The organism is Actinomadura rugatobispora, from assembly GCF_042656285.1.
Lineage (GTDB): Bacteria > Actinomycetota > Actinomycetes > Streptosporangiales > Streptosporangiaceae > Spirillospora > Spirillospora rugatobispora.
The window spans coordinates 72,210-94,213 of the sequence record NZ_JBHSON010000022.1; the positions used below are offsets into that span (position 1 = coordinate 72,210).

A 22,004-nucleotide genomic window follows, 5' to 3' on the forward strand; every position below is an offset into this window, starting at 1 on the left:
CATCCCGCCCCGTGGCAGGGCCGGATCGACAACGGCCCGAACTAGTCGAAGGCGAAAAATCGGTCCGGGAATCGGCGGGTGACCTCCTCGATCCGGCGGTCGCTGTGGAGGACCAGGTGGTCGGCGAGTGCGTCGTGTCCAGAGACCGAAGCCAGAATCACATGTCCGCGCAGACCATTTCATCAGCCGCCTTTGAATGAATCGGCGTCCAAGAGGTCCCGAGACAACGCCGCGCTCCCCCCCATCCTGCTGCCGGGTTGGCAGGCGGCGCAACAGTCTGCCCGGGTGGCCAGAGATGTAGAACCTCGCGGACGATCGTGTAAGCGGCAAACCGTTGAAGGCGCTTCTGGACTGACGGTACGCAATTCGATGCAGAACAGGTGGGCTGCGGCGACCAGGGTGGTGTGACCGTCCCAGCCGGTCCCGGAGCAGACTTTGAAGTGGGGCGGTGAGCTGCGGCCATGGATCTGCTGGATCTCCTCGACCGGCACCGCGTCGGCGGCACGCCGAACATACTCCACCAGTAGGAGCTTGAACCGAACACCCGGAGGACATTGACGCAGCCGTTTTACGCTGATCAGCGTGCGATGGTCCGCAACGGAGTTGAAATGGCTCGCCAACTCGTCCATGTAGTCGGACTACTCATACGTCGCCATCGGAGAGGACCAGACTACCCTCTCAGTTCCTTCAGCAGGTTGTCACCTGCGAGAATCCGCACACTGGGGAGCTCTTGCAGATGTACCACTACGCGAATGAGCACAGCTTCACGAATAAAGTTGTCCGACTTTTCCAACAGAATCTCTACTATACGAAAACATCGATCAACGACTTGCCGCTCGCCACGCTTCAGAGCAGGCTCGAACACCTCCCACCAAAATATCTCCGAGATGTATTCGTACACACCCACAAACGGCTCCTCGCCATACTCCGAAGCAATCTCGGCACATCTTTGATCAAGCGCCTTTATCGCTGATCGCGCTTCAGGAACTTCATTCCACAACAGACTTCTGAGACCTTCGACATCTTTGATGCTGTCCATACCTATCCATTGACTCGGAACGCGCCGCGACATCGCCTTGAGATGGCACTGACCTTCTTTTCTGCACGTGCCGCCAGGCTCCAGGTCCGCTTGGGCAGTGGAAGCCACCGAGGTTGAAAGGTCGTCTTTACGGGGCTGGGCGAGGTCGAGGCCGGTATCGGCGATGATGGCGTTGGACCAGCGACACTAAGCAAGAAAACCCAAGAGTCCGTGCGGCGGAAGGTCGTCGCGCTCGTCGAGCATCGTCGGATTGACACTCCATTCCGCCGCGACCGCCATAACGGTTTCTTCGTTGGCCAAGTCGAAGGCATCCCAGTCGCCGTCCAGGTTCGTCGCGCGCAGCAGGTTCCCCTCCGCGCTGATCGGCTCGCCCTCGTCGAAGCGGATCTCTCCTGACTCGCCGATCCAGCGGTAGCGGCGGACGGGCGAGCCGTTGACCCACCGTTGCCACTCGTGGTGCTCCACGACCCGGTGCGTCGCGAACTTCTGTACCTCGCCGAAGCGACGGCTCAAGGACGGTAGGTCGAGAGCGCCGCATCCGACGCCATCGTCCTCGAACAACTCACCTCCGCCAAGTACGCCCAGCGTCCAGCCGTCGACGACAGGCGTCAGGAAGACCGGCGCCCGGCCTTGCTCCGCTCCGTATGCCGTGTCGATGCCCTCAGCCCACGACGCGGCTTGCGCATCGGTCACGCGGAGTGCTTCGGCAGCGGCCTCGGTGTCCTCGGCGCGGATCGCGAGCCAGGCGATCTTGTAGCCGAAGCCGACCGGGGTCGTTCCTGCTGCGGCCGAGCCGTCTCCGGCAACGCTGACGGTCCCAGCCTCGCCACCCTTCGGCGGTACCTGGTGGTGCTTCTGCCCAAAGAACTTCACAGGCGCACAAGCTACCGAGGTTGGCAGTCTTACGGTGGCCGGGCGAGATTGAGACCGGTCCCGGCGATGATGGCGTCCAGGAGGGCGGGCCGGTACCGCACCCGTTTGAGGTGGCTTTTGATGGCCAGGGCGAGTTGATCGATGCCGCGGACGGCGAGGTTGCGGAGCTTTGCTTTGAGGTTGGCCCACACGCCCTCGCGGGGTTGAGTTCGGGGGCGTAGCCGGGGAGGCGGAACACCGTCAGCCGGTAGTGGGCGTCGATGAACGCACACATGGCCGGGCCGATGTGGGTGATGAGGTTGTCCCAGACCAGCACGATGTTCCCGCCGGGCAATTGCTGGTGCGCAGAGCGCGGCAGCGCTTTGAGCTCGGCGACGCCAAAGCCCTTTTTCTCGCCCTTGCGGTGGCGGTGGGTGACGGCGCGGTGGATCAGCCGGGTGCGCTGCTCGGGTGGGTGCGCACCAGCCCAGCCACTGACACCCGTTCCGAGCCCTTGCCGGTGACCTACACGATCGAGGTCTGCCCGACCGGAGCCCAGGTCCGCCCCTTGGACGGCCTCAGCGACCGGCCGGACTCATCGGCAAAGCAGATCCACGCCCCGCGCTGGCAGCCGTGCTTGTACACGCGGCCAGGTCTCCCTCCTCATCGCATTCAGCGGCACGGTCCACCTGCGGGGACCATCCGATCCGGTGCATCAGGCACGACACCCCGCGCAGGGTGTCGTCCACCCCGAACAACTGGTGAATCAGGGCGGCGATCCACATCCCACCCATGGGTGGCAGAGCCCCGCCCCAACTCGGCCCCGGCCCGCCACGCCCGACGCCAGGGTTCGCCCACTGCCGCGTCACCCGCAGCCTGCGCGCCACCTCCGGCCGCCCGGTACCGGACCTGTTCACGCTCGGCCCAGCCCCTCGGAGTACCGCACACCACCCGCTTGTACAGCAGAAACACATCTATGCGGTCACGCAGCGGAATGCCGCCCCTTCAAGATCAGTGGCGGGGGGAGGCGCCCAGGCCTCTTAGGACGAAGGTGGTGACGTTGCCGGTGGTCTCCTCCAGGTCGCGGCTCCCCTGTCCTAGGGGGTGGCGCTCGGCGCCCAGGCAGGCGTGCAGGAGGTGGGCCGTGGCCGCCGGGTCGCAGGGGGCGAACTCCCCGGTGGCCACGCCGTCGGCGATGATGCCGGCCAGGATCCGGCCCAGCGGCTCCACGTGGGCCTGCATCCGCCGGTAGCCGTCGGGGCCGAGCAGCGTGGCCAGCTCCGGACCGGCGGGCTGCGGACAGGCGGCGAAGTCGGCCAGCTGCCGCCGGACGTACACCACGATCCGCTCGGTCGGCGTGGTCGCCGGCTCCAGCGCCCGGTGCAGCTCCTCGGTGAACCGCGTGGTCTCGTGCTCGGCGTGCGCGATCAGCAGCGCCCGGACGTCGGCGAAGTAGTTGTAGACGACGCCGCGGCCGAGCCCCGAGCGGGCCGCCACCTCCGCCATCGACAGCCGGTCGACGCCCTCGGCGGCCATGATCTCCCGCACCGCCACGAGGATGCGCCCGCGCACGGCGGCGCGGTGCTGGTCCAGGGAGCCGGAGATTCGAGGCACGTCCCGCATGCTAGGCGGTTCGGTCCCGGTGCGCGCCCGGCGCGCGGCGGGGTGCTACGTTTCCAACTATTACGAGAGTAGTTGGAAGGCGGCGAGCCGGTTGGACGACGCCCCGCGTCACCCCGCGGTCCGAGGGGCCGGAACATCGGCGCCCCCGCGGCCGGTCGCCGGCACCGGCCTGCGGCTGCACCTGACCCGGTCGACCTCCCAGCCGACGCCCCTGGACCTGCGCGCGGGCGGCCCGGAGCCCTGGACGGCCGTCACGGAGCTGCGGTTCCCGGCCGGCGACCTGGTCGCCGTGTCCGGGCTGCCCGGCAGCGGCAAGAGCACCCTGATCCAGCGGACGATCCAGCACGGCGCCCGGGTGCGCTGGGTCGACTCCCAGGACGCCCGGGAGGACTGGGAACGGCGGCTGCCGCTCCTGCCGTACGGCGCGTACCGGCCGCTGGTCCGGGCCATGCACTACGTGCGCCTCTGGCGGGCCCTGCGCTCCGGTGACAGCGTTCTCGTGCACGACAGCGGCGCCCACGCCTGGATCAGGCGGTGGCTGGCGAGGGAGGCGCGGCTCCGCGGCGGCGCCCTCACCCTGCTGCTGCTGGACGTACCGCCCGATGTGGCGCTGGCGGGCCAGGCGTCGCGGGGGCGCAGGGTCTCCGGGCGGGCCTTCGCCCGTCACTGCCGCACGACCGGCCGGCTCATCGCACGCACCGAGCGGGGACGGCCGCCCCGGGGATGCACCATGGCGGTGCTCCTGGACCGTCCGGCCGCGGACGCGTTGCGGGCCATCGGGTTCGGCCGGTCCCCGCGGGAGGTCGAAGCGGGAGCCGCCTCGGGGCTCAGAGGAACGTCGAGGCCAGGGCGTGGTCGAGCTGGAAGGCCGCGGCTGCCAGGGCGCCGGTGGTGAGGCCACTGCCGGCGAGGATGACCGGGCCGCTCACGGGGTTCTTGCGGGGCGGGGTGGCCAGCAGCGCGGCGACGCGCTGCACCACGACCGAGTCGGTGAACGAGGGCAGCGGCGCGGGGCTCGTCGGCCGGGCCAGCGCCACCTTCGCGATCGTCCGCGCGACCAGGGCCCGGTCGCCGACCGCCTCGGCCGCCTCCTCGTCCGCCCAGCGCTCGGTGGCGAACCGGAGCCGGCGGTCCAGGGGCCGCAGCAGCGGCACCACGGCCGCCGCCAGCGAGCCCGCCGCCAGGTAGCGGTGGTGGCGGTGGCGGAGATGGGCCAGCTCGTGCCGGAAGACGACCTGCAGCTCCCCGGCGTCCAGGACCTTCAGCAGCCCGCGCGAGACCAGTACCCCGCCGTGGCGGCCGGGGATGGCCACCGCGATCGGCAGGTCGGTGTCGAGCACCGACCGGGAGAACTCGCGGGCGGTGCGGACCTCGCGCGTCCACCGCACCGCCGAGCGCACCACGACCAGCGCGACGAGGACGGTGAGGACCGTGGCCGGGACGCCCAGCGGGGCCGGCACCGGGGTGTCGTCGCCGAACAGCGTCCACTCCGGAAGCCGGTCGGCGGCGTCGGGGAACAGCGTCGCGGCGTAGTTCACCGTGACGAACAGCAGTGTGCCGGCCGTGGCCAGCGCCGCCGTGACCGCCGTGGTGGCCGCCAGCCGGGCCGACCACACCGGGTGCAGCGGCAGCGGCGCCCACCCCAGGACCAGGCCCAGCAGCAGCGCGATCGCCGCGGGCAGGAACGTGTACTCGATCATCCCTACTCCTCCGGGCCGTCCAGGAGTTCCCGCAGACGGCGCGCCTGCTCGGGGCTGAGATCCTGCACGAACCGGCTCAGCACGCTGGAGGGGTCGCTGGCGAAGCGCAGGTGGTCGTGCATCCGGTCGGACACCAGCCGCGCCTCGTCGACCATGAGCCGGTAGCGGAACTGGCGCCCCACCCGCTTGCGGGTGACCAGGCCCTTGTCGTGCAGCCGGAACAGGATCGTGTTGACCGTCGTGTAGGCGGGATCACCGGCGAGGCCGGAGCGCAGGTCGGCGGTGCCGACGAAGTCGCCGGCCGCTGCCAGCGCGGCCAGGACCTCGGCCTCCAACTGCCCGAGCTGTCGTCGCGCCACCCCACACCTCCCACCGCTCGACGGACCCGGATCCGCCCACACGTTACTACGCGTGTAGCAGTGCACGACCGGTGAAAGCGGGCGCCGGGGGTATTGCCTCGGCGGGGACGCTGACCGAGCATCGAGCCATGGGACGGGGTTCAGGTCGTCGGCGGGCCATGGTGGCCTCGGGCCTGTCCCTCCAGTGCACCGTGATCGCGGCCGGCTGCGGGATCGTCGGCGAGAAGGCGTTCCCTCAGCCCATTGTCCGGGCGCTGGTCACGCCCGAAGGACGCGTCATCGTGCCCGCCGTTCCGGCGCGGGCCTCCTGCCCCCGGTTCGAACTGTCCGCGGACGAGGACGGCCGGCGCGTGGCGCTGACGCTGAACGAGATCGGCACCGACGAGACATGCGCCCAGGCGCTGCACATCGTGCAGGTGAGCACGACGTTGAAGCGGCCGCTTTCCGGCCGGACGCTGACCGACACCTCGTCCTCGGCGCCCGTCCCCTACTTCGACGGCCGCCGGCTCTGGCGGATCGGCCACCTTCCACCGCGGTACCGGTTCCTGCGGGACAGCCTCCTCGCGCCCGCGGGCGCTCCCCTGATGTCGCGGCGGGCGCCCGTCACCTGGTCCCGCGACCATGCGCGTTCGGCCGGGGACCACGCCGAGCTGCTCATCGTGCAGAGCGCGTCACCCGCACCGCCGCTGTCCGGCATGTCCTCCCGGGGCAGAGCCGACGTCAACGGTCACGTCGCCGAGATCAGGAGCGACGGCGACCGGCTCGGACGCGAGATCGGCTGGAGCGCCGACGGCATCGGCTTCGCCGTCATCTCGCGAGCCGCTCCCCCGCTCTCCGAAGAGGAACTGCTGCGGATCGCGCGCGGCCTGCACCGCTGAGGTCAGACCCTGTCCATGACCGTGCGCGCCCACCGGTGGAGTGCGGCATGGTCGGTTCCGGTGAGGCCCTGGCGGGGGTCGGCCCGGTGGAGTAGAGCGCTTCCCGCGTGGTGCGCCGTCACCCAGGCCCGGTCGATGTCGGTGATCTCGTCGTCGACCCAGGCGAAGGGGCGTCCCGCGGCCCACTCGACGAGCGCGCGGGTCTTCCAGTGCAGTCCGTCCCGCTCGTCGGCGGCGGACGGCTCGGGCCAGTCCACGACCGGCAGCCGGGGCAGGCCGATCCACGGCGCGACGCAGTCGTTCGCGTCCTCTCCCCACGTCGTGGCCCACACAAGTTCGCAGCCCAGGGCCATCAGCCGCGGCCCGTGGGCGGGGTCGATCCTGCCGAGGAGCGGATTGGAACCGGCCGGCAGGGGCCGGTCATCGGTCTCGTAGGTCGGGTGGCCGTCCGGACGCCCCGGCGGGGGCGTCCCGAACGGGATGAGCGGCCCGTCGACATCGAGGAAGAGCAGCGGACGCTGCGCGGAACCCGTCACGGCCGCACGATAGCCGGTCGCGTCCCGGACCTCCGCGGGCGTGACGCCGGGGCGCGTTCGGCGAGCACGAGGCCGCCGGGCACGTCGATGACGGCGAGGCCGGTGATGATCCGGTGGACGCAGGACGCGCCGGTGAGCGGGAGCGTGCAGATCTCCACGATCTTGGACGCACCCGCCCGGGTGCGGTGCTCCACCAGGACGATCATCGTGCCGACGAGCCGCCTGCCGGATCTTGCCCTGGCAGGCGGCTTCCCGTGCGGGGGCTGCTCCGCCGAGCGCCCCCGTCGCTCACCAGCCCTCGGGGAGCTCGCTGATGAGATCGGCGTAGACGCTGCGGATGTGGTCCCGGCAGGCCGACTCGGCGGCGGGCGGGTCCCGCTTGATGATCGCGTGCACGATCGCCTCGTGCTGCCGGACCGAGGCGTCCAGGCGTCCCGGCACCTCGACGGTGAGATTGCCGAGCCGCTCCAGGTGCAGGTCCAGCTCGACGAGCAGGCCGCCGATGCGATGACCCGCCGCCTGCCGGTAGAGGATGCGGTCGAACTCGTCGAACAGGGCCGGAAGCTCGTCGGAGGCCCCCGCGTCGAGCAGTTCGCGGCTGCGCCGGACGTTCGCGCGCAGCTCCGCCTCGTCGGCGTCGCTGATCTGCATGGCGGCCCGCCGGGCGCAGAAGCCTTCGAGCAGCTCGCGCAGCTCGTAGATCTCGCGCACGTCGGTATGGGTGTAGCCGCGCACGATCGCGCCCCGGTAGGGCGCCACCGTCACCAGCCCTTCCTTCTCCAGCCGTACGAGAGCCTCCCGGATGGGGGTCTTCGACACCCTCATCTGCTCGGCGAGCTGACGTTCGCGCAGTTGCTGCCCGGGGCGCAGGTGGAGTTCGACGATGGCGCGCACGAGCCTCCGGTACACGACCTCCTTGATCTGCAGATGATGATCAGGGTCGGTCTCGTTTGCGGAGATGGCGAGGATGTCGGCGAGCGCCCCCTCGCCCGGGCTTTTCCCGACCTGTGCCCTAGCCATCGATATGACCTTCGCTTTCGTTATCCCTTGTCCGGCCGCGTCCGCGTCCCGGACAGCAATGCCTACAATCTTGCCCGACGGACCCGGGCCCGGGTGCCGCACTCATCCGATAACGCCGAGACGCCCGGCGGCAGCCGTTTCAACCGAACGGCGGCGCCCTGGCCGCCAATTCCTCAGGTCGGTCGCGGAACGAGCGGAATTTCCACGGGCGAACTCACCCACGCCTTTCACAGCGTCACCAGCCCGCCGGAACAACGGTCGTCTCATTCAGGGGGGCGAGCGCCCGCTCGCACAGCCGCGCGAACGCGAGCAGCGCGTCGTCGTGGGCCCAAGGGCCGACGATCTGCACGCCCGCGGGCATCCGGCCCGCGCCGAGCCCGACCGGGAGGGTGATGGCGGGCTGGCCGGTGATGTTGAACGGATAAGTGTAGGGCGTCCAGGTGATCCACGGCAGCGGGGCGCCGATCTCGCCTCCCTCGGGGACCTCGGCGTCGGCCGCGAAGGCGGCGATGGGCATGGTCGGCATGACCAGCAGGTCCCATTCGTCGAGGCAGCGGTGCAGCTCGGCGTTGAACTCGCGCCGGCGCGTGAGGGCGGCGTAGTAGGCCGCCAGGTCGTAGCCCTCGGCCAGCGTCGCCAGCCGCACCAGCCCCGGATCCATCACCTCCGCCCGCTCGCGGATCAGGTCGCGGAAGCCGAGGCCGCGACCGGTGACCCACAGCGCCTCGAAGATCTCGCGGGGCGGCCGCGCGGGAAGGTCGACGTCCTGGAACTCGGCGGCGTCCGAGGCGGTCAGCGTGGCCGCGAGCAGCTCCAGCGCGGCGTCGACGGCCGGTGCGACCTCGGCGCCGGGAGGCACTCCGAAGGGCGCGCGGACGACGCCGACCCGCATGCGGCGGGACGGGCTCCCGGCGGGCGGGCGGGCGTGGTACGACTGCGGGTCTCGCGGGTCGGGGCCCCGGGTGATGTCGAGGACGGCCCGGGCGTCATCGACATGCCGGGTGAGCGGACCGGCGTGGGAGAGGTTCTCGTTGACCGTGCCCGGCCACACCGGGATGGCGCCCAGCGTGGGCTTCAGTCCCACGACGCCGCAGAACGCCGCAGGAATCCGGACCGAGCCGCCGGCGTCGGTGCCGGTGGCGATGGGCACCGCGCCGGAGGCCACGGTGGCGCCCGCGCCGGCGCTGGAACCGCCGGAGTTGCGCGCCGGGTTCCACGGGTTGCGGGTCACCCCGGTGCGGGGCGAGATGCCGGTGCCCTTCCAGCCGAACTCGGGCGTGGTGGTCTTCCCGATCACGACGGTCCCCGCCGCCAGCAGCCGCTCCACCATCGGGGACGAGGCGGTGGCCGGGGTGCCGGGGCTGGTCCGGGAGCCCTTGCCGGTGGGTTCCCCCTCGTAGAGCATGTTGTCCTTGACCGCCATGGGCACGCCGTGCAGAGGGCCGCGCACGCGCCCGGCCGCGGCCTCGGCCTCCAGTTCCGCGGCCTGGCGCAGGGCGCGTTCGGGCAGCAGCGCCGCGTAGGCGTTGATCACGGGTTCCGCCGCCCGGGCGAGGTGCAGGGCGCACTCGGTGAGCTGCACCGGTGACAGCTCTCCCCGAGCCACCCGGCGGCCCAGCTCGACCCCGCTGGCCGCCCGGTACTCCTCCAGGCCCAGATCCGCGAACCGTGCCGTCATCGCCCCGTCCCGGTGGGGGCCGGCAGCCCGGACCAGGCCGCGGCGAACCGCTCGGCCCATTCCGTCGGCACCGATGTGCTGATCTTGACGAACCGCTCACCGAAGCGCGGCGACTGGTAGGTCCCGGGCCGGATGAAGATGTCCTGGTCGAGCAGGGCACGGCAGATCTCCTCGGACGTCCGGGAGCCGGCGCCGATGTCGACGGCGAGGAAGTTGCCGTGCGAGGGACGCACCACGACCGAGCCCAGGCCGCTGTCGTCGACGGCGCGGCACACGATCTCCTGGTTGTGCCGGTTGGTGGCACGGAGCCGGTCCAGCCAGGGCCCCTTGACCTTCAGCCCGGCGATGGCCGCGCGCTGCGCCTGGATGTTGGCGCCCAGGGGGTTCGACGGGACCGCCGTCAGCCGGGACAGCAGCGAGGGTGCGGCGACCACCGCGCCCAGCCGCAGCCCGGCCAGCCCCAGCCACTTGGAGAAGCTGTAGGTGGTCAGCGTTCCCTCGGGGTAGAGCTCGGCGGCCAGCGTGTGCCCGTCGGCGAAGTGGCGGTAGGTGCAGTCGTGGACGATCAGCGACCCGGTCTCGCGCGCCAGCTCCGCGATCGCCGCGAGTTCGTCCCGCTCGTACCGGCTGCCCAGCGGGTTCAGCGGGTCGATCAGGTAGATCAGGGAACCCGCCTCGATCGTGTTCGCGAGTTGCCCGGCCGTCATCCTGCAGCCGTGCCCGGCCCCGTAGACCTCCACCGTGGACACCGGGACGTTCTCCAGCCCGGCGAACCGGCCCGGCCACGGCCAGCCCGGGTCGGTGGTGATCAGCCGGGTGATGTCGCCGGCCAGGGCGGTGCAGATGTGGTGCAGGCCGCCGACCGCGCCGTCGGTGATCCACGCCGCCATGCCGGGCAGGCCGAGGTCCTCCACGATGAGTTCACGCAGTTCCTCGAACCCCAGGGCCGGGGCGTAGAGCTGGAACTCGTGCGCGCGGGTGCTGCGCAGCAGGGCGTCGAGCACCTCCGGCGGCGGCTCCAGATGCGTGGTGTTCTGCCCCATCCACGCAACCCCCGGGCGGTTCAGCAGGAACTCGAACGACCAGGCCGCGGTCATGACAGCAGGGCCAGCGTCGAGAAGGCGGTGTAGACCTTCGTGGCCTCGATGATGTCCTCGACCGACAGCCGCTCGTTGGGGCAGTAGACCGGCTCGCCGCCGGGACCGAAGATCACCGTGGGGATCCGCTCGCCGAAGCTGGCGGTGTCGCCGAGCCAGCCGGCGGCCTTGAGCCGCGGCTCGGTGCCGCGGACCTGCCGGACGGCCTCGACCATGGTCTGGACGACCGTGCTGTGCGGATCGGCGACGTAGGGGGACTTGACGTCGGCGAGCTCGACCTTGGCCTTGAACCGCGGATCGGCGCGCACGACGCTGTCCAGGCACCGCTCCAGTTCGCCCCGGACGGTCGCGACGTCCACGCCGGGCTGGGGCCGGCAGTCGAGCCGGATGACGCACTCGTCCGGGATCATCGAGGGGCCGCCGGGCGGCAGGCCGCCGTACACGCGGCCGGGCGCCATGTAGGTCTCCTCGCCGAACAGGTCGCGCACCCACGGTTCGAGTTCGGGCGTCAGCCGGGAGGCCTCGAGTTCGAGGATCGCCTTGGCCGCCAGCACGTTGGCGTTGACGGCCAGGGGCTTGTGGCAGGTGTGCGCCGACAGGCCCTGGGCGGTGATGTCGAAGTAGTACCGGCCGCGGTGGCCGAGGTAGATCTCGTTGTCGGACAGCTCGCCGAGCACGCACAGATCGGCGTCGTACTCGTCGAAGTAGCGGATCGATCCGAGCTGGTCGCCCATGTGGTCGCTGACGGCGGCGAAGGCGAGACGTCCGGCCACCGGCACGCCGGAGGCGCGGACCGCCTCGGCCGCCACGATCTGGCAGACCAGGGCGGCCTTCATGTCCATGATGCCGTGGCCGTAGACGAACCCGTCGATCAGTTCGCCGCCGAACGGCTCGGCGTCGGTCCAGCCGATCGACACCGGCTTGGTGTCCATGTGCCCGGTGAGGACGACCCGCGGCCCGGAGCCGAAATCGATCTCACCGACGGCGTTGGGCCGGTCGGGCAGCACCTCCTGGAGCCCGGCACCGGCGAAGCCGGAGTCCTCCAGCACGCCCAGCAGGTACTCCGCCAGTCCCCGCTCGTCTCCGAGCACGCTGGGAATCCTGCACACCTCCTGGACGAGCGACACCACCCGGTCCTCGTCGACGCTGTCGATGGCCTTGGCGACCGCGGCTGACTTCTCCATCACACCCCCAGGTCCGAAAATGCGATCTCAAATCTCCGCGACCGAGCTGGCATCTGTCAAGTTCCGCCCAGGTGAAGCCGTGGCACGAGTCCCCTCCTCCGCATGTTTCTTCGATGTAACAGCAGTTCAAGCGGTCTTGACCGGCTTGTAGCCCTCAGCGATGATGCTCGCGAACCAAGGTGCGATCTCAGGATCTCAAACTGTCGCCAGTGTGGGCACCGTCCTTGAGGAGAACTCATGAACCGAACGTCCTGGCGCCGCGGCCTGCTCGGCCTGGTGGTCACTCCCGCGCTGCTGGTCACCGCCTGCTCGGGCAGCGGGGGGACCGCCCAAGGCTCGGGCTCGGCCAAGGGCACCAAGGTCGGCGTGGTGCTGGCGGGCCCGCGCAACGACAAGGCGTTCTACCAGTCCTACCTGGACGGCGTGCAGGCCATGGCGTCCCAGGAGGGCATGAAGGTCTCGGTCGTCGACAACGTCGACTCACCGCAGGCGGCGGTCGACGCGCTCACCAATCTGGCGGCCGACAACAACCTGATCATCGCGGGCGGGAGCTCGCTGGTGTCGGCGGGGAACACCGTCGCCCCGCAGTTCCCCGACGTCACCTTCGTGATGTCCGGGGTCGTGCAGAAGGGGATCAGGAACCTGCACACCTACGCCACCAGGCAGGGAGTCCCCGCCTACGTCGCCGGCGTCGTCGCCGCCAGGGCGAGCAAGACGCGCTCGATCGGCTACGTGGGCGGCACCGACATCCCGCCCAACTCCCAGTCCTCGATCGACTTCGCCGCGGGAGCCCGCTCGGCCGATCCGAAGATCAAGGTCGCCTCCACCACCGTCGGCTCGCTGAGCGACGCGGCCAAGGCCAAGGAGGCGACCGCGGCCCAGATCGCCAACGGGGCCGACGTCATCTACGCCTTCCAGGACGCCGGCCTGCCCGGCGTGCTCGACGCGGTCGCCGAATCCGGCAAGGACGTCAAGGTGTTCAACCCCACCACCGACCGCTGCTCCGAGTCGCCGCACCTGATCGGGTTCGCCTACCAGAACACCCGGGTCATGGTCCAGCACGTGCTCAAGGACTACAAGGCCGGCAGCCTTCCCGCCGAGCCGCGCTTCTACGCGCTGGAGGACCCGGACGTCCAGGCGCTCAGGCTGTGCCCGTCGTCGGCCGGGCACCAGGAGGTCGTCACCCAGACCACCGCGAAGATCAACTCCGGCGCCGTCACGATGCCGCAGGGCGGCTGAGGCCATGGCGGAGCACGTCCTCCGGCTGCGCGGGGTGACCAAGCGCTACGGGGACCTCGTCGCCAACGACGGCATCGACCTGGAGGTCCGTTCCGGCGAGATCCTCGCCCTGCTCGGCGAGAACGGGGCGGGCAAGTCGACGCTGGTCCGCGTCCTGGCCGGGCTGACCCGGCCGGACGAGGGCGAGGTGTTCGTCGGCGGCGCCCCGCTCCCGCCCGGTGATCCGGACGCGGCGCGGGCGCGCGGGATCGGCGTCGTCCACCAGCACTTCATGCTGGTGCCCGACATGACCGCCACCGAGAACGTGGCGCTGTCGCGCGGGGCCGCCCAGCCCTGGCGGCTCGACGACCGGCGGATCAAGGCCCGGCTGATCGAGCTGAGCAAGCGGCACGGGCTGCCCGTGCGGCCCGACGAGCCGGTGAACACCCTGCCGGTCGGCGAGCGCCAGCGCATCGAGATCCTCAAGTGCCTGATGGGCGACGCGCGGGTGCTGCTGCTCGACGAGCCCAGCGCGGTGCTCTCCCCCGCCGAATGGGACCGGCTCGCCGTCGTGCTGCGCGCCCTCGCCCGCTCCGGCATGGCGATCGTGCTGATCACGCACAAGCTCGGCGAGATCGCCGCGGTCGCGGACCGCTGCACGGTGATCCGCGCGGGACGTGTGGTGTCCACCGTGGAGGTCTCGGGAACCCCGCCCGAAGAACTGGCCAGGATGATGGTCGGCCGCGACGTCGTCCTGCGGACCGAGCGCCCCTCGATCGCCACCGGATCGCCCGTGCTGCGGACCCGGGGCCTCACGCTGGCCGCCTACCGGGGCGTCCGCGCCCTCGGTCCCATCGACCTCGAGGTGCGCTCGGGCGAGGTGCTCGGCATCGCCGGAGTGGAGGGCAACGGGCAGAGCGAGCTGGCCGATCTGCTCGCCGGGGTCCGTGCGCCGACGGCCGGCACCGTCACGGTCGCCCCGGCCGCGGGCGCCGGGCCGGCCCGGGTCGGCGTGATCGCCGAGGACCGGCACAAGGACGGCCTGGCGCTGTCGCTGTCGGTGGCGGACAACCTGATGATGCGGGCGGTGGGCGACCCCGGATTCAGCCGGTACGGCACGCTGTCCGCACGACGCGTCCGCGCGCACTGCCGGTCGCTGATCGAGCAGTTCCAGATCCGGGTGCGCTCCCCCGAGACCCCGGTGGAACGGCTGTCCGGCGGCAACCAGCAGAAGATCGTCCTGGCCCGGGAACTGCACGGCGGGCCCGACCTGCTGATCGCCTCGCAGCCCACCCGCGGGCTGGACGTCGGCGCGATCGAGTTCGTCCACTCCCGGATCAACGCCCACAAGGCCGCGGGCGGTGCCACGGTGCTGTTCTCGGCCGAGCTGGACGAGATCCTCGCGCTCTCCGACCGGGTCGCCGTGATGTCGGGCGGCGCCATCGTCGCGGTCCTCGACGCCGGCGCCGCCACCCGGGAACGCCTCGGGGAGCTGATGGCGGCCGGAGGTGAGTGGCGATGAGCGTCCACGCGGTGCGCGGGCCGCTGGTCAGCCTCGGCGCGGTGGTGCTCGCGCTGGCGGCGTCCCTGCTGGTCATCGCGCTCACCGGCGCGCCGGTGGGAGAGGCCGCCCGCGCCATGTGGGACGGCGCCTTCGGCAGCCGCGCGCAGTTCGGCGCGACCCTGACCAAGTTCGTCCCGCTGGTCCTCGCGGCCATCGGGTGGGTGATCGCCTCCCGGGCCGGGCGGCTCAACGTCGGGCTGGAGGGGCAGATCCTCGCCGGCGGCACGCTCGCCGCCGTCGTGGGGCTCGGGGCGGCCGGGCTGCCCGGGGCCGTGCACCTTCCGCTCGCCGTGGCCGCCGGCGCGGTCGGCGGCGCCGCGCTGGGAGGCGTCGCGGCCTGGCTGTGGGCGCGCTACGGGGTCAACGACTTCATCGCCACCCTGCTGCTCACCCTGATCATGACGCAGATGGTGTCCTGGCTGGCCAACGGCCCGATGGAGGAGCCGACGGGAACGCTCGGGCAGAGCTCGCCGGTCGCCCCGTCCGCCCGGTGGCCGATCCTGCTGCCGGGCACGACGCTCCGCGCCGACATCATCCTGGTGATCGCCCTGGTGGTCGCCGCCGCGTTCGTGCTGCGCCGCACCGTCGTGGGCTACCGGCTCCGGCTCACCGGCGCCAACGCCGAGGCCGCGCGGGCGACCGGGACCCGCACCACCCTGGTCGGCGCCGGCGCGCTGTGCGCGTCCGCCGGAGTGGCCGGCGTCGCCGGCTCGTCGCTGGTCCTCGCCTCCCCCGCGGGCAATCTCGCGCCCGGCTTCTCGGCCGAGTACGGCTTCGACGGCATCGTCGTCGCGCTGCTGGCCCGCAACTCGCCGCTGGGCTGCGTGCCCGCGGCGTTCCTGCTGGCCGCGCTGCGCCAGGGCGGCGGACTGCTCGAGGCCCGCGTGGGCATCTCCTCGGGTCTGGTCACCGCCACCCAGGCCATCGTGATCCTGCTCGTCACCGCCTCCGCCTGGTACCTCGACCGCCGCCGGCCCCGCTCCCGGCCACGCAAGGACGATGCCGCCGCCCCTCCCGTGGCTCAGGAGGTCGCCTCGTGATCCCCTTCGACACCACCCTCTTCGACGTCGCGCTGTTCGCCGCGGCCGTCCGGCTGTCGGTCCCGTTGCTGCTGGCGGCGCTGGGCGAGCTGGTCTCCGAACGCGCCGGGGTCATCAACATCGGCCTCGAGGGGATGATGCTCTTCGGCGCCTACGCCGCGTTCCTGACCGCCTACGGCACCCACAGCGTGCTCCTCGGGCTCGCCGCCGGCCTGGCGGTGGGCCTGCTGACCGGCGCGATCATGGCGTTCACCGCGGTGAACCTGCGCGGGGACCAGATCGTGGTGGGCGTGGCGATCAACCTGCTGGCCGCGGGCGTGACGCTGTTCCTCTACCGGTTGCAGTTCGAGGGCTCGCAGCCGACGACGGTACGGATGGAACCCTTCGCCGTACCGCTGCTGTCCGGCATCCCGGGGATCGGCCCGGTCCTGTTCGATCAGCTCCCGCTCGTGTATCTCGCCTACGTGCTGGGACCGGCCGTCGCCTTCGTCCTGTTCCGGACGCGCCGCGGGCTGATGATCCGGGCGGCCGGTGAGAAGCCGGAGGTGCTCGACTCCACGGGCGCGAGCGTCATACGCGTCCAGTGGATCGGAGTGCTGACCGCGGGCGCGCTCGCCGGGCTGGGCGGAGCGTTCCTGTCGGTCGGGCAGGTCGGGCTGTTCGCCGAGAACATGACGGCCGGTCGCGGGTTCCTGGCCCTCGCCGCGGTGGTCTTCGGCCAGTGGCGGCCCTACGGCGTCGTGGCGGCCTGCCTGGTCTTCGGCTTCACCGACGCGCTCCAGCTGCGGCTGCAGTCGATGGGGTCGGTGCCCAGGGAGGTCTGGATCGCGCTGCTGGCCATCGGGGCCGCCCTCGCGCTGGCGGCGGTGCTCCGGGTACGCAGGTCGCGTCCGCGGCCACGGTGGCTGGTGCCGACCGGCGCCGCCTGCGTCACGGCCGGGCTGGTCGGCGCGATGTCCCTGCCCGACGTACAGCTGCCATCGCAGTTCTGGCTGAGCCTTCCCTACATCCTCAGCCTGGCCGCCCTCGCCGGTTCCTCCCGCGACGTGCGCGCCCCGGCGATGATCGGCAGGCCCCTGCAGGCGCTCCGGCGCTGAGAGCCGGTGGAGCCGGGAGAGCCCCGCGTCCCCTCGGGGACGCGGGGCTCTCCGCTTACGGGATTCACCCGGTCAGGTGTCCCTCCTCGCGCAGGCACTCGGCGAAGGCGGTCACCGTGGCCAGGCGGCTGGTGGCGTCGCCCCCGATCGGGAAGACGGTCATGCTGTCGATGCCGAGCTTGGCCAGGGTGCGGATGTGTTCGCGCGCCGCCGCCCGGTCGCCCGCCAGCGCCATGCGACGGACGAACTCGGCGGGGAGCAGCTCGGCGGCCCTGGCCGCCTCCTGGAACTCGCCGCCGGAGTACTCCTCGCGGACCCGGGCCACCAGCTCGGCGGAGAGGCCGGCGATCTCGCAGTACATCGGGGCGGTCATCGGGAACCACGCGGCGATCGTGCGGCCCGCCTCCAGGGCCGCGTCCTCGTCCTCGTCGATCGCGCCGTAGGCGAACACCGTGATCTCGGGCCGCGCGGAGCGGCCGCCCTGGTCGACGCCGCGGTCGATGTGCCGCAGGGCGTACTCGATCCCGTCCGGGTGCAGTCCCGCGAGCAGGATGACGCCGTCGGCGATCCGCCCCGCGAGTTCGAGCGTCTTCGGGCCGCTCGCCGAGACGTAGACGGGGATGTCCGGTCGGGAGGCGAAGCGCAGGTGCGCGTCGTCGAGCTCGAACCCGCGTGCCCGCATCGTGATGTGCTCGCCGCTCCACAGCCGGCGCGCGGCGACGATCGCGTCCTCGAGCAGCGCGAGCCTCGCGGGCCGCAGCCCCAGGGCTTCCAGCGGCCGGTCCCCGGCGCCGATGCCGTAGATCGCCCGTCCACCGGAGATCTCGTCGATGGTGGAGACGCCCACGGCGCCGAGCGCGGGGTGCCGGGTCACCGGATTGGTGACGGCCGTGCCGAGCCTGAGGGTCGCGGTGTTCACCGCCGCCAGCGTCAGATACGCGTAGGCGTACCGGGAGTGCAGTGAGGAGTCGGTCAGCCACAGGTTCTTCATTCCGGCCCGCTCGATGTGCTGGACCATCGAGACGAACCGGTCCGGCTCGTAGACCGGTTGGAGCGTGACGCCACCGTCCATGGGAACGACCTCTTTCCGTCAGAGAACCGGCCAGGTGGGCTTGGGGTCGATGCCGATCTTCTTGAGGATGCGCCGGTCGGTGCGTTCGACCTCTTCGCGCAGGGCGCCCTCGTCGAAGATGGTGCTCTTCTTGTCCTTGAGGACGATCCGCCCGCCGATGAGCACGGTGTCGACCGAGTGGCCGGTGACGCCGTAGGCCAGGTTGGCGATCGGGTTGTGCAGCGGGCGCCAGTCGTAGTCATCGGTGTCGAAGATGACGATGTCGGCTTCCTTGCCCGCTTCCAGTGAACCGGTGACGTCGTCGAAACGCAGGGCCCGGGCGCCCCCCAGGGTGCCGAGTTCGACGGCGGTCTCCGCGCTGACGGCGTTGGGGTCGCGGCGGGCGTCACGCGGCAGCAGCGCCGCCAGGTAGATGGCGCGGCAGATGTCCTGGTGGTTCGAGCAGTTCTCGGCGTCGGTCCCCAGGCCCATCGGCACACCGGCTTCGATCAGCTCGGGCCACTTCCCGAACACCGTGGTGCCCTTGGCCAGCTTGAGGGCGGTCGTGGGGTTCTGCGAGACCGTCGCGCCGGTGTCGGCGATGGCCGCCACATCGTCGGCGTCGAGGCTGGTGACGTGGTTGAGCAGGGTGTAGGGGTTGAGCGCCTTGATGCTGGCGCAGTGCTGGATCGGGCGCTCTCCGAACACCCTCAGTTCGAGTTCGACCTCCCGCTCGCTGGTCGACTTGTGCTGCACCGCGAGGGTCCGGGTCTCTTCGGCGATGCGGGCCGCGGCGACGGTGAGCTCGTCGGAGCAGGTCGTCACGCCCTCGATCGTGGCGGCGGGACGGATGCGCTCGTCGCCGAACTTCTGCACGGTCTCGATGCCGGTCTCCAGACGCCGGATCGCGGCCGCGGTGTCGAGCCGCAGCCAGTCCGGCAGCCCGTCGGTGCCGCCCGAGCCCTGCTGGTCCCAGGTCCACAGGCCGATCCGCGCGCGCATGCCCGACTCGGCGATCGCCGGCAGCACCGCGTCGAGGTGCTCGCAGCCGGGCTCCTCGAACAACGTGGTGCCGTTGCGGACCATTTCCGCCGTGGCGTGCCGCGCGTAGACGTTCATGTCCTCCGGCTCGAGGGAGGAGAAGGAGGGGTAGATGAAGCGCCGCAAGGACTCCAGCGTCGTCCCGCCCTCGGGCATCGCGCCTTTGGCGCAGCACAGCAGATGCCGATGGCCGTTGACCATGCCGGGCATGACCACCGCGTCGGGCCGGTCGATCCGGGACGCGGGCGCGTACCGGCCGTCGAGGTCCGCGGCCTTGCCCACCTCCACGATCTTCGTTCCGGTGACCGCGAGGGCACCGTCCTGGAAGATCCGGCGTTCGGCGTCGACCGTGATCACCCAACCCGCGGTGATGATCATGTCGCACGGTGTCCTATCGGTCATGAGCACTCCAGCAGGGACGATGTCTGAGATCTCAAATCTCAAGGAGGGGCCGCCCCCTTGTCAAGAGGTGGGCCCGAGAACGGAACTTCCACCCTCGGTTCGCGGACCAGCCCCTCACGTTAATGGCGTGTTACACCTCATCAGATGGCTTGACACGCACCACGAGCCGCATCCAGGACAAGCTCCGGGAAAAGTGAGATACCGAGATCTCAAATCTGTGAGCGGGTCGTGCCCGAGTCGGTGCGCGAAAGCCGGAACGCCCGGCCGAAGGGCCGGGCGTTCTCACGGGCGGGGCCGCGTCAGCGCGAGGCGGCGTCTTCCTGCCGGACGGGTGCCGCCGACTGCGGGTCGACGTGCTGCGACAGCTCCAGGTCGAAGGCGTCCACTCCGGTGCCGTTCAGGTTGACGGTCCCGGCGACGGGCGCGTACCCGCTGGCCACCAGCGTGTAGTCGGCCGCGGCCAGGTCGTCGAACCGGTAGAACCCGTCGGCGCCGGTGACCGAGGCGGCGACGACGTTGCCGCCGGAGTCCAGCACCGCGACCCGGATGTCCGGGAGCGGATTCCCGGACGTGGCGCGCACCGTCCCGCTCAGCGTGGCCGCGGGCTCCAGGGCGATCGCCCAGTAGCCTGCGGCGCCCGGCGACTCGCTCTGGAACGCCTGGGGCCGGTACCCGGCGGCGCGCACGGCCAGGGTGTGGTTCGGCGCGGCCAGGTCGGTCAGGAAGAACGCGCCGTCGTCCCCCGTGACGGTCGAACTCAGCACATCGCCGGTGCCGTCGACGGCCACCACCGTCGCGCCCGGCACGGCCTCGCCGGTCACGGCGTCGCGGACGGTGCCGCCCGCCCCGGCGGGCCCGGTCAGGCGGACGTCGGCGTCGATCGCGGCCCCGGCCGCCTGGACCGGGACAGCGGCCGGCTCGAACCCGGCCGCCGAACCGACCAGCAGGAACGGGCCGGTCCTGGCGGTGCTCAGGGCGTACCGGCCGCCCTCGCCGCTCACGGCGTGCGCGGCCTGGCGGCCCGCGTCGTCGATCAGCGTCACCGCGGCGCCCGTGACGGGCCGCGACCCGCTCAGGACGGTCCCGCTGACGACGGTCGAGCCCGTCGCTGCGGGGACCTCCGGGACGGCGGCCCGCGCGGGTGCGGGAGCCACAGGCGCGGGAGCGGGGGCCGCGGGACCGGCAAGCTCGGCCGGAGCGGTGATCTGGGCGGCCGGGGCGCGGCGGCGGCGGCCCGGGATGCTCAGGGTGAGGAGCGCGGCCGCGACCGCCACGCCCGCGCCGATGAGGAAGCCGACGCGGAACCCGTTCTCGGACGGGATGGACACCGGCCCCATGCGCACGGTCATCTGCGCCAGGACGACGCCGATGACGGCGCTGGAGGTCGAGGTGCCGACCGCGCGCATCAGGGTGTTGAAGCCGTTGGCGGCGGCGGTCTCCGAGGCGGGCACCGCGCCCATGATCAGGGCGGGCATGGCGCCGTAGGCGAAGGCCACGCCCGCGCTGCAGACGCAGGAGAAGGCGAGGATCCCCCACGCCTCGCCCATCAGCGGCAGCGCGACGCCGTACCCGGCGGCGATGATCAGCGCGCCGGTCAGCAGCGAGATCTTCGGCCCGGCGACCGCGGACAGCTTGGCGCCGATCGGGGACACGACCATCATCACCAGCCCGGCGGGGGCCATCCACAGACCGGCGGCGAGCATCGACTGGCCCAGCCCGTAGCCGGTGGCCTCGGGAAGCTGGAGGATCTGCGGGGAGAGCACCGACATCGCGTACATCGAGAAGCCGATGACGATCGAGGCCAGGTTGGTCAGCAGCACCTGGCGCCGGGCGGTCGTCCGCAGGTCGACCAGGGGCTCGGCGACGCGCAGTTCCCAGAAGCCCCAGAGCAGCAGGATCAGCGCGGCGGCCCCGAACAGGCCGAGCGTGGTGCCGCTGTCCCAGCCCCAGTCGCCGCCCTTGGACACCGCGAGCAGCAGGCACACCAGCCCGGCCGACAGGCCCGCCGCGCCGAGGTGGTCGAAGCGGCCGCGGGCGCGGACCTCGGATTCGGGCACGAACAGGAAGACCAGGACGCCGATCAGCACGGCCAGGACCGCGGTCCCCCAGAACAGCGCGTGCCAGTCGGCGTTGTCGACGACGACGGCCGACAGCGGCAGGCCGAACGCGCCGCCCACGCCGAGCGAGGAGCTCATGAGCGCGATGGAGGAGCCGAGGCGTTCGGCGGGCAGCACGTCGCGCATGATGCTGATGCCCAGCGGGATGATGCCCGACGCCATGCCCTGCAGGGCCCGCCCGACCACCATCGGGACCAGCGAGTCGGCCAGCCCGCTGACGACCGAGCCGGCCACCAGCAGCGCGACGCAGCCCAGCAGCACGCGCCGCTTGCCGTACAGGTCGCCCATGCGCCCGACGACGGGGGTGGCGACGGCGCCCGCCAGCAGCGTCGCGGTGAGGACCCACGAGGCGTCGGCCGGGCTGGTGTCCAGCAGCCGCGGCAGCTCGCCGATCAGCGGGACCACGAGGGTCTGCATCAGGGAAGCCACGATGCCGGCGCACGCCAGGACGCCGACGATCGCCCCGGCCCGGGGTGCTGGGGACACGTTCTCTCCTCTCGGGCACCGA

Annotated in this window: 23 protein-coding genes; 6 read left to right on the forward strand and 17 right to left on the reverse strand. The window is 71.6% G+C overall.

Annotation, left to right across the window (positions count from 1 at the left end):
- Positions 1-182: 182 nt before the first annotated feature.
- The 6 genes from ACFPZN_RS17740 to ACFPZN_RS17765 all read right to left on the reverse strand — a co-directional run bounded on the left by ACFPZN_RS17740 (position 183) and on the right by ACFPZN_RS17765 (position 3,505).
- Entirely contained in the window at positions 183-629 is a 447-nt protein-coding gene (locus ACFPZN_RS17740) for a hypothetical protein (RefSeq protein ID WP_378283093.1), read from the reverse strand.
- A 41-nt stretch (positions 630-670) separates the two neighbouring features.
- Entirely contained in the window at positions 671-1,039 is a 369-nt protein-coding gene (locus ACFPZN_RS17745; protein ID WP_378283094.1) for a hypothetical protein, read from the reverse strand.
- Positions 1,040-1,225: 186 nt separating this feature from the next.
- Complete coding sequence (locus ACFPZN_RS17750; protein ID WP_378283095.1) at positions 1,226-1,912, reverse strand: hypothetical protein; 687 nt, start codon at positions 1,910-1,912, stop codon at positions 1,226-1,228.
- Between the two features lie 29 nt (positions 1,913-1,941).
- Positions 1,942-2,103, reverse strand: coding sequence for a hypothetical protein (locus ACFPZN_RS17755; protein WP_378283096.1), 162 nt, complete (start codon positions 2,101-2,103; stop codon positions 1,942-1,944).
- 366 nt (positions 2,104-2,469) lie between these two features.
- Complete coding sequence (locus ACFPZN_RS17760; RefSeq protein WP_378283097.1) at positions 2,470-2,865, reverse strand: helix-turn-helix domain-containing protein; 396 nt, start codon at positions 2,863-2,865, stop codon at positions 2,470-2,472.
- Between the two features lie 37 nt (positions 2,866-2,902).
- A complete protein-coding gene (locus ACFPZN_RS17765) occupies positions 2,903-3,505 on the reverse strand; it encodes a TetR/AcrR family transcriptional regulator (protein ID WP_378283098.1) in 603 nt (200 codons plus the stop codon).
- Between the two features lie 7 nt (positions 3,506-3,512).
- On the opposite strand from ACFPZN_RS17765, the gene ACFPZN_RS17770 reads away from it, so the two are divergent.
- Positions 3,513-4,409: an AAA family ATPase gene (locus ACFPZN_RS17770; RefSeq protein ID WP_378283099.1), complete on the forward strand. Its 897-nt coding sequence runs from the start codon at positions 3,513-3,515 to the stop codon at positions 4,407-4,409.
- Here the strand turns inward: ACFPZN_RS17770 and ACFPZN_RS17775 are convergent.
- On the reverse strand, positions 4,342-5,214 hold the full coding sequence (locus ACFPZN_RS17775; protein ID WP_378283100.1) for a M56 family metallopeptidase: 873 nt from the start codon (positions 5,212-5,214) through the stop codon (positions 4,342-4,344). The genes ACFPZN_RS17770 and ACFPZN_RS17775 overlap by 68 nt on opposite strands.
- Positions 5,215-5,216: 2 nt before the next feature.
- Positions 5,217-5,573 carry a BlaI/MecI/CopY family transcriptional regulator gene (locus tag ACFPZN_RS17780; RefSeq protein WP_378283101.1) on the reverse strand — a complete coding sequence of 119 codons (357 nt, stop codon included), beginning with the start codon at positions 5,571-5,573 and terminating at the stop codon, positions 5,217-5,219.
- Positions 5,574-5,701: 128 nt separating this feature from the next.
- Between ACFPZN_RS17780 and ACFPZN_RS17785 the strand changes: the two genes are divergently transcribed.
- The gene (locus tag ACFPZN_RS17785; protein WP_378283102.1) at positions 5,702-6,451 is read left to right on the forward strand and encodes a hypothetical protein; all 750 of its coding nucleotides are present in this window, start codon (positions 5,702-5,704) and stop codon (positions 6,449-6,451) included.
- 2 nt (positions 6,452-6,453) lie between these two features.
- Here the strand turns inward: ACFPZN_RS17785 and ACFPZN_RS17790 are convergent, their stop codons facing one another.
- From ACFPZN_RS17790 to ACFPZN_RS17815, 6 genes are all read right to left on the reverse strand, one after another.
- A complete protein-coding gene (locus tag ACFPZN_RS17790) occupies positions 6,454-6,987 on the reverse strand; it encodes an HAD domain-containing protein (RefSeq protein ID WP_378283103.1) in 534 nt (177 codons plus the stop codon).
- Complete coding sequence (locus tag ACFPZN_RS17795) at positions 6,984-7,193, reverse strand: sugar phosphate isomerase family (protein WP_378283104.1); 210 nt, start codon at positions 7,191-7,193, stop codon at positions 6,984-6,986. The genes ACFPZN_RS17790 and ACFPZN_RS17795 overlap by 4 nt, the downstream gene beginning before the upstream one ends.
- 82 nt (positions 7,194-7,275) lie before the next feature.
- Positions 7,276-8,007, reverse strand: coding sequence for a GntR family transcriptional regulator (locus tag ACFPZN_RS17800; protein WP_378283105.1), 732 nt, complete (start codon positions 8,005-8,007; stop codon positions 7,276-7,278).
- Between the two features lie 235 nt (positions 8,008-8,242).
- Positions 8,243-9,685 (reverse strand): amidase, encoded by a 1,443-nt coding sequence (locus ACFPZN_RS17805; RefSeq protein WP_378283106.1) that lies wholly within the window; start codon positions 9,683-9,685, stop codon positions 8,243-8,245.
- Entirely contained in the window at positions 9,682-10,782 is a 1,101-nt protein-coding gene (locus tag ACFPZN_RS17810; RefSeq protein ID WP_378283107.1) for a pyridoxal phosphate-dependent aminotransferase, read from the reverse strand. The genes ACFPZN_RS17805 and ACFPZN_RS17810 overlap by 4 nt, the downstream gene beginning before the upstream one ends.
- On the reverse strand, positions 10,779-11,966 hold the full coding sequence (locus ACFPZN_RS17815) for a M20 family metallopeptidase (protein WP_378283108.1): 1,188 nt from the start codon (positions 11,964-11,966) through the stop codon (positions 10,779-10,781). Before ACFPZN_RS17815 ends, ACFPZN_RS17810 begins: the two co-directional genes overlap by 4 nt.
- Positions 11,967-12,203: 237 nt before the next feature.
- On the opposite strand from ACFPZN_RS17815, the gene ACFPZN_RS17820 reads away from it, so the two are divergent.
- From ACFPZN_RS17820 to ACFPZN_RS17835, 4 genes are read left to right on the forward strand one after another with little or no spacing between them, the layout of a single operon-like run.
- Positions 12,204-13,205 carry a BMP family protein gene (locus ACFPZN_RS17820; protein WP_378283109.1) on the forward strand — a complete coding sequence of 334 codons (1,002 nt, stop codon included), beginning with the start codon at positions 12,204-12,206 and terminating at the stop codon, positions 13,203-13,205.
- Positions 13,206-13,209: 4 nt separating this feature from the next.
- Entirely contained in the window at positions 13,210-14,706 is a 1,497-nt protein-coding gene (locus ACFPZN_RS17825) for an ABC transporter ATP-binding protein (RefSeq protein ID WP_378283110.1), read from the forward strand.
- On the forward strand, positions 14,703-15,788 hold the full coding sequence (locus tag ACFPZN_RS17830; protein ID WP_378283111.1) for an ABC transporter permease: 1,086 nt from the start codon (positions 14,703-14,705) through the stop codon (positions 15,786-15,788). Before ACFPZN_RS17825 ends, ACFPZN_RS17830 begins: the two co-directional genes overlap by 4 nt.
- Positions 15,785-16,885: an ABC transporter permease gene (locus tag ACFPZN_RS17835; protein ID WP_378283112.1), complete on the forward strand. Its 1,101-nt coding sequence runs from the start codon at positions 15,785-15,787 to the stop codon at positions 16,883-16,885. The genes ACFPZN_RS17830 and ACFPZN_RS17835 overlap by 4 nt, the downstream gene beginning before the upstream one ends.
- A 64-nt stretch (positions 16,886-16,949) precedes the next feature.
- Here ACFPZN_RS17835 and ACFPZN_RS17840 read toward each other — a convergent pair whose 3' ends face one another.
- The 3 genes from ACFPZN_RS17840 to ACFPZN_RS17850 all read right to left on the reverse strand — a co-directional run bounded on the left by ACFPZN_RS17840 (position 16,950) and on the right by ACFPZN_RS17850 (position 21,982).
- Entirely contained in the window at positions 16,950-17,957 is a 1,008-nt protein-coding gene (locus ACFPZN_RS17840) for an LLM class flavin-dependent oxidoreductase (protein ID WP_378283113.1), read from the reverse strand.
- Between the two features lie 18 nt (positions 17,958-17,975).
- A complete protein-coding gene (locus tag ACFPZN_RS17845; protein WP_378283114.1) occupies positions 17,976-19,379 on the reverse strand; it encodes an amidohydrolase family protein in 1,404 nt (467 codons plus the stop codon).
- Between the two features lie 299 nt (positions 19,380-19,678).
- On the reverse strand, positions 19,679-21,982 hold the full coding sequence (locus ACFPZN_RS17850; protein ID WP_378283115.1) for an MFS transporter: 2,304 nt from the start codon (positions 21,980-21,982) through the stop codon (positions 19,679-19,681).
- Positions 21,983-22,004: the final 22 nt, after the last annotated feature.